Here is a 6,938-nt window from a genome sequence, read left to right on the forward strand (position 1 = left end):
AACATAATAATTTTTTAAATAATTGAGACAAAAATTTCCCGCATAAATTTCCGAAGCCACCTTCAGGACCTCTATAGTATCCCAAATCCCATGTCTCCTTAAAGAAGGTTTAAAAAAAAGGTGGCCTTGCACAATGCGTACAAGGCCACCTTCATAATTAACCGGGACTGAATCCCTGAATCTAAGACGGGATAAGTCCTAAAATCCTTCTGCGAAACTGCGAAGTTTTCGACTTTGGCTTGGATGCCGCAACTTGCGCAACGCCTTGGCTTCAATCTGCCGAATCCGCTCACGCGTGACATCAAAGTCCTGCCCCACTTCCTCGAGCGTATGGTCCGTGGCCTCCCCGATCCCAAACCGCTTGCGAATAATTTTCTCTTCTCGCGGAGTTAAAGCTCCCAAGGCAGTTGAAATTTGTCGTTGCAGATCATAGCGGGTCGCTGCCTCTAAAGGAGAGACGGCCTTCTTATCCTCGATGAAATCACCTAAATGACTATCCTCTTCCTCCCCAATCGGCGTCTCCAGTGAGATCGGCTCCTTCGCAATCTTTAAGATCTTCCGCACCTTCTCCAGCGGCATTTCCATCCGCTCCCCAATCTCCTCTGGCGTCGGCTCCCGCCCTAACTGCTGCACCAGGTGCCGTGAGGTTCGGACGAGCTTATTGATTGTCTCGATCATGTGCACTGGTACACGAATTGTTCTGGCTTGATCGGCAATCGCACGCGTGATCGCCTGCCGAATCCACCACGTCGCATACGTACTGAATTTATATCCCCGCTGATACTCAAACTTATCCACCGCCTTCATCAACCCGACATTGCCTTCTTGAATCAAGTCCAAAAATTGGAGCCCCCGATTCGTGTATTTCTTGGCAATACTCACCACCAGCCGCAGATTGGCTTCAATCAATTCCGCCTTTCCCCGCTTCATCTTCTCTTCGGCACGCTCTAGGATCAGAAACGCACCTTTGAATTCTATGGAGGGCAGCAAGACTTCTTCTTGTTCAATCCGCCGCACCGTCGCCTGTCCATCTTGAAAGGAAGAAATCAGTTTTTCTAAGGCCTCATCGCTATAGCCAGTCTTGCGTCGTACAGTGGTATAAACCGTGCGATCCCGCCCCATCTGCCGAAGAACTTTGCCCGCTTCATCCTTGGGTTTGCCAATCCGCCGGCAACAATCCTCCACGACCCGCTCGGCACTTCGTAGCGAAACACCCTTCTCTTTAATCCGACGCAACAACTCTTCCCGCACTTCAGGTTGTAAGTTCAATGCTTCCAGCCGCTCGACAATCTGTAATTGAATGCTCTGGAGCTGCTTAGCCAGACGGGCCTGCTGCGTTTGTGGCGCTTTCCGTCGCTTGGCATAGAGGGTCAGCAAGCTTTTACCCAAGCGTCGGGTTTTTTCAAGCTCAGCCAAGGTACGCAACTTTAATTCTTCTTCATCTTGATCGTCTTCAACCTCTTCTTCGTCAAGCTCTTCCTCTTCCGTCGCCTCTTGGACAAAGACCAAGTCCCGAACGCGCAATTCGCCTTTCTTCATGGCCAGTCGCAGCGCATCCAGATAGGTCAGGGTCATGGGCATCCCGGCCACAGCCAAGGCTAATTCATGCTTGCCCTCTTCGATCCGTTTGGCTAACTCGATTTCCCCTTCGCGCGTTAACAGCGACACACTCGCCATTTCATTGAGATACAACCGAACGGGATCATCGATTCGGCTCAAGGCACCAGGTGTAAGATCAATTTCCTTTTCATTGTCTTCAGGAGAGTCATCAACCTCCTCTACCGTCTCGCTTTCTCCGGATTCGTCATTATTTTTTTGATTGGCAGATTCTGGCTCATGGTTGTGATCAGAAGAACCTTCAATGGTGTCATCTCCAAAGGCCGTAAATAACGTGGAAAGTTGATCGGAGGAGTCGGAATCAACGGCCAAGGGGCCGCGTAATTCATCGTAATGCAGTTGATCCGAGTCTTTATCCATTCCCGAAAGCGGTTTGACATTCCCTAAAAGGCTGTGCTTAGACATTATCTCTCCCAAAAATTTCTAATGATTATATATGGTTTTTTTGCATGGGCCCCAGGGGCAAAACTAATATTCTCGAGGTTACACTAATAAGCCCAAAGGACTCCCCGTTGAAAAAGCACAATTATATGATCTTGCCAGTTGGACCAAGCGACACACAATACGTAAAATATCTTAATACGTTATTTTACAAAGAAATCGGTCGACGAGACTAACCACCAGGACCATGAATCCTGTGGTTTTACATTTGAAGCGAGACTTATGAATATTAAAACTTTAAAATTTGATCGAGGCTTTTAAGTCCTCTATGTCGAAAAATGTAGGAGCGCCTCACAAAATGGCAGGCGCTCCATAGGGAAAAAACCAATTTATCAAATATTTAGCAAATCAAAAAATTATCTGCACAATTGAAACACTAACTTGCTATTGCCCTGATGGCAAACCGTTATTGTATACCAGAGTGGCTAATGATATTTCAAGGATAATCGGTCACTTTCAGTATTAGCATAACTACCCCCGCAACAAAGTGCTTCATCCTGTAATCACTACTATCAAAACCCATAAATTTCGCAGGGTACATTGTTGGCCCCACCCAAAAGCACTGTCGACTTTGATCTATTAATCACCTTTTAGGGATGATATATCATGGACCACTCTGCCTCCCATCCCTAGGGAATCAATTCAGTAAAACTCTCCTGGTCAAGAATATTAAAGAAGCCAAAAAGAAAAGTTGCTAGCGATTAACCAAGAAATACCTAACTTTTCAACCACACATTCAGAAAATCTGACCAAACCCTACCTCTAATTATTAAGGACGAACACCCCTAATGCATCAAAAGCAGCCAGAGACATATAGCAGCCCAAGTATGCTCATTGCGTCTACATGGATGCCCTTAGCAGCCAGTTGGCTACTCATGGGTTTGGAAAGACCTATCGTGGGTGCCTTTATGGCCAGACTCGCCGCACCAGAAATAAATCTCGCCGCATTTGCGAGTGTGGTGTTTCCTTTATCCTTGATTATCGAGTCTCCCATTATCATGCTCTTGGCCGCTTCAACGGCATTATCAAAAGACTGGGAATGGTATCGCCTACTGCGGAACTTTATGGTTGGGCTGGCATTTATGTTAACCGCTATTCATATGATCGTAGCCTTCACTCCGGTTTTTGATTTTTTGGTAACTACCGTCCTTAACATTCCAGCCCCGATTATCGAACCCGCACGAATTGGCATGATGATCATGACTCCCTGGACCGCTTCCATCGCCATACGCCGATTTTACCAGGGAATATTAATTCGATATGGGCAGTCGCGCTGGGTGGGTGTAGGCACAGCGATCCGACTCCTTGCTCTAATGGTGGGGCTCCTTTGGGGAGTAGGAATGGAATCACTCACAGGCATCGTCATAGGAACATTCGCCATTGTATTAGGCGTCCTGAGTGAAGCTGCCGTCATTCGCTTTTATTCCCACCCTATTCTTAAAAAATTGCAACAAATGCCTCCCATTCAAACCGAGCCACCAAGTTTTAAAAAATTTCTAAAATTTTATATCCCACTGGCCTGGACCCCGCTGATCACGTTACTGGCACTTCCGATTGCCAGCGCTGCACTCAGCCGAATGCCTTCTCCCATAGAAAGTTTTGCGGTATGGCCGATTCTCGGAGGGCTTGTCTTTTTATTTCAGGGAATTGGACTGGCTTACCAGGAAGTTGTGGTGGCCTTAATCGAAAAACCCACCTACTTTTTGCCTTTACGCCGATTCGCCTTTCAATTGGCCATAGGCAATAGTGCGGTGCTACTCTTCATTGCGATGAGCCCCCTTGCAGAGTTTTGGTTTATGACACTGTCCGGCCTTTCCCAAGAACTCACGACCTTGGGAAGATCCACCCTATGGCTGGCCATTTTGTTTCCGGCATTAACGGTGCTCGAGAGCTGGTTCCGAGGCATCCTCGTCCATGCTCATGCAACACGGGGGATCATTGAAGCAGTGGCCTTGTATCTTATCGTCTGCACCCTCATCCTGGGATTTGGGATTTATCTTGGAACGGTCACAGGCATCTACATGGGTTACACCGCAGCACTCTGCGGATTAGCTATGCAAACCCTTTGGCTGAAATTCCGGTGTCAGCAGTTCCAGAAACGTAAGGCGTAATCCGCTCGTCACAAACAGAGGGAACGGGGACGATAAGATCAGTCGCTGGGAGGTTCGAAATGTCCTGAAGGGCGGGTTTGCCAGGGAACCGTCGCCGTACGCGCCTGCTTGAGCAAACTTCGGAGATTGACTTCCGCAGCGCGTAACAACTTAGGCTCTCCATGACGGAGCAAAGAGGTCAGAAGCACGTACATCTCGCGATCCGATTGATGACCACGAAGAATGCGTTCCGTCACAGGATCTGGAGAATCAAGGTCAGGATAGACGGACTCTTCACCATCGGGATCTCCCAATAACAATTCAATGGCCTTGGGTGTACTGTAAAGCCAGGCGGGGGGAATAGCCAGCCCCTTGGCCAAGGCCTCGACTATCGATACCAATGGATCAAGCACTCCGGCTTCAATCTCCTCAATCGTCGAACCTTCAACTCCAGAATCAGAAGACAATTTGGAAATTGAATATTGCCTAGCCTTACGCCAAGCTTGAAGAGATTGATTAAGTGGCATAATGCGGGATCATAACGAAGGAGCACTGCCTTCGTCTACCTCTGGACAATGGACGGTCCGCCACAAAGTTCTCAGAACCCTGATGAACCTCCCAAGAAAGGAGGGTGTCAAAAGAATTCATACTTTAATCGATGACTAGAATGACAGTTAGTAACACTTCGGTATCATTTCATGATTGTGTGTTCACCATGAAGAGGATTCTTTAAGTTCCTGAAATTTTCCCTGTCGGAAATCTTGACATTTTCAAGATTAATTCATTTTTTTCATTTGTGTTGTCTTGTTTCAGATTTCAGTTTACTCCTGACTATTGCAGAAAATTCATAATTTTTCCCCGTCAAAATTTTTGTCAGTTTTTTTCATACGACAAAAGTTTTTTCACCAATTGCTAAACATATAATTCCCAATAACTCTCCGCATTATCAATGACTTGCTCATGATGATACAGAGCAATTCTGTCAATTTCCTGACACTGGCATAAGGTTTGCTCTATCACACAACAAGGAAGCTAACGGAATGTAAAAATCTTTACTACTAACCCCACACATTTTACAAAAGGAGAAAGCAATACGATGAACTACTTTATGAAACACCTCACATTAGGAGCCGTCTTAGGATTGGCTGTCATGGTCAGCGGCGTCGGACAAGCCAACGCCTTGTTGCTCGGTGAAACTATTCAAACCACCACTGAAAACACAACCTTTGGGATTGTCGATGGTCCAGATAACTCCGTAGTCGGCGTTGGCGTCGAACTCCCTAATTTTACTGGCCTGGTCGACATTGATTTCTCGGACACCATGATCAAACTAACGGCAACCAGTGACCACACTTTCCTCACTCTACCTTTCAATGGCCTGCACTTTTTTGATTTCAACGGAACCATTCCCAGTTGGACGGCGTCCCTCAACCTCGGCCTGACCACTGGCGATGTCTCCGGGGCGATCGTCACATTTGACAACAATAACATTTACGTCAATGTGTCTGGTCTGACCATTACCGGTGGAGAAAGCATGTTGGTCTTGAATATCGGCGAGACAATCCCTCAACCGGTTCCTGAACCCAGCACTCTGCTCCTCTTGGGCACAGGCTTGGCCGGGGTGATTGCCTGGCGGAAACGCACCTCCCAAGTGTAGCCCTGGACTCCTAGATACCACTATCGCCTAGGGACCTACTTAAAACACCACGGGCCTCATTTGAAAAACCAAATGAGGCCCGATCGTTTTTTTCTCCACCAAAGTGAAACATGTATGTGAATTCGTTACCCGTATTTCGTGGAGATCCTTTGTAGTTTCTTCTTTTTTGGGACCAGTAAAGTCCCTTTCCTGAACAGTCGGCGATTTTTACAACAATGTGATCAGCCGGATATGTTCGGTTGCACTTCTTTGCTACCACTCCTTAATCTTTCCAAGATAATTTAAATTTTCCTTATATCCTTACCCGTCGAACGCTTTTACATCTTTACTTCTGAGCCCCACGCGGCCTTAGAGATGACCCCTACTTCACCACACGTGAATTTCCCTTCTCAATCAATCGCCTAGACCGAAAATTTCCATGCGACCATTCGTCGCTTCCCCCCTGGCATACGCTTTGCTACGTATACCAAACATAAAGACAAAACCCGGGGGCGCCACCCCGGAATAAACTACCCACACTAAGGAGGATTCACCATGAAACATTTCATCAAACACATCACGCTCGGAGCAGTCTTAGGATTAGCCATGTTGGTCAGCGGTACTGGCCAAGCCCATGCCTTATTGTTAGGAGAAGACATTCGAACTGATTTTCTCGCTCCTAATACCAGCACTGTTCAGTTCTCTGATGTACAAACCGTTGTTGACCCTGGAGTGGAATATGCAGATTTCGCAAACTTAGGCCGCGTGGAGATCGACTTTTCCGCCAATTTGATTAAATTGACAGCCTTAATTGATTATACATTTGATAGCCTCCCCTTCAATGGCCTGCGCTTCTCAGATGAAAACAGCACCATCCCCAGCTGGATTGCCTCAGTCAATGTCGGGATGACCAGTGCTGGATTATTGGGAAATTTTGGCCTTTCCCATAGCGACAACGAAATTCTCCTTAATGTCCAAGGTCTCACGGTGAATGCTGGCGAGATGATCGCCTTGAATGTGAAGCCAGTGCCGGAACCCAGCACCCTGCTCCTCTTGGGCACAGGCTTGGCGGGCGTGATCGCTTGGCGGAAGCGACAGGCCAACGTGTAAGCTGACACACTAACGAAACACAGTAATTCTATACCTCAATGAAA

Annotated in this window: 5 protein-coding genes; 3 read left to right on the forward strand and 2 right to left on the reverse strand. The window is 47.1% G+C overall.

Going from position 1 to position 6,938, the window contains the following annotated elements; all coding sequences use genetic code 11:
- Nucleotides 1-198: 198 nt before the first annotated feature.
- Nucleotides 199-2,022, reverse strand: a complete 1,824-nt coding sequence (rpoD, locus tag PPG34_RS04065) for an RNA polymerase sigma factor RpoD (RefSeq protein ID WP_313831862.1) — start codon at nt 2,020-2,022, stop codon at nt 199-201.
- Nucleotides 2,023-2,846: 824 nt separating this feature from the next.
- Between rpoD and PPG34_RS04070 the strand changes: the two genes are divergently transcribed.
- The gene (locus PPG34_RS04070) at nt 2,847-4,169 is read left to right on the forward strand and encodes a hypothetical protein (protein WP_313831863.1); all 1,323 of its coding nucleotides are present in this window, start codon (nt 2,847-2,849) and stop codon (nt 4,167-4,169) included.
- 38 nt (nt 4,170-4,207) lie between these two features.
- Here PPG34_RS04070 and PPG34_RS04075 read toward each other — a convergent pair whose 3' ends face one another.
- Nucleotides 4,208-4,675 (reverse strand): helix-turn-helix domain-containing protein, encoded by a 468-nt coding sequence (locus PPG34_RS04075; RefSeq protein WP_313831864.1) that lies wholly within the window; start codon nt 4,673-4,675, stop codon nt 4,208-4,210.
- Nucleotides 4,676-5,256: 581 nt separating this feature from the next.
- On the opposite strand from PPG34_RS04075, the gene PPG34_RS04080 reads away from it, so the two are divergent.
- A complete protein-coding gene (locus PPG34_RS04080; protein WP_313831865.1) occupies nt 5,257-5,805 on the forward strand; it encodes a PEP-CTERM sorting domain-containing protein in 549 nt (182 codons plus the stop codon).
- 534 nt (nt 5,806-6,339) lie between these two features.
- Entirely contained in the window at nt 6,340-6,894 is a 555-nt protein-coding gene (locus tag PPG34_RS04085) for a PEP-CTERM sorting domain-containing protein (RefSeq protein ID WP_313831866.1), read from the forward strand.
- Nucleotides 6,895-6,938 lie beyond the last annotated feature (44 nt).

The sequence above is a fragment of the Candidatus Nitronereus thalassa genome (assembly GCF_032191465.1).
GTDB lineage: Bacteria > Nitrospirota > Nitrospiria > Nitrospirales > UBA8639 > Nitronereus > Nitronereus thalassa.

Excerpts from the sequence above, each read along its gene's own strand:
- PPG34_RS04080 (WP_313831865.1), top strand. The coding sequence starts at position 5,257 with ATGAAACACCTCACATTAGGAGCCGTCTTAGGATTGGCTGTCATGGTC.
- PPG34_RS04075 (WP_313831864.1), bottom strand. The coding sequence starts at position 4,675 with ATGCCACTTAATCAATCTCTTCAAGCTTGGCGTAAGGCTAGGCAATAT.
- PPG34_RS04070 (WP_313831863.1), top strand. The coding sequence starts at position 2,847 with ATGCATCAAAAGCAGCCAGAGACATATAGCAGCCCAAGTATGCTCATT.
- PPG34_RS04085 (WP_313831866.1), top strand. The coding sequence starts at position 6,340 with ATGAAACATTTCATCAAACACATCACGCTCGGAGCAGTCTTAGGATTA.
- rpoD (WP_313831862.1), bottom strand. The coding sequence starts at position 2,022 with ATGTCTAAGCACAGCCTTTTAGGGAATGTCAAACCGCTTTCGGGAATG.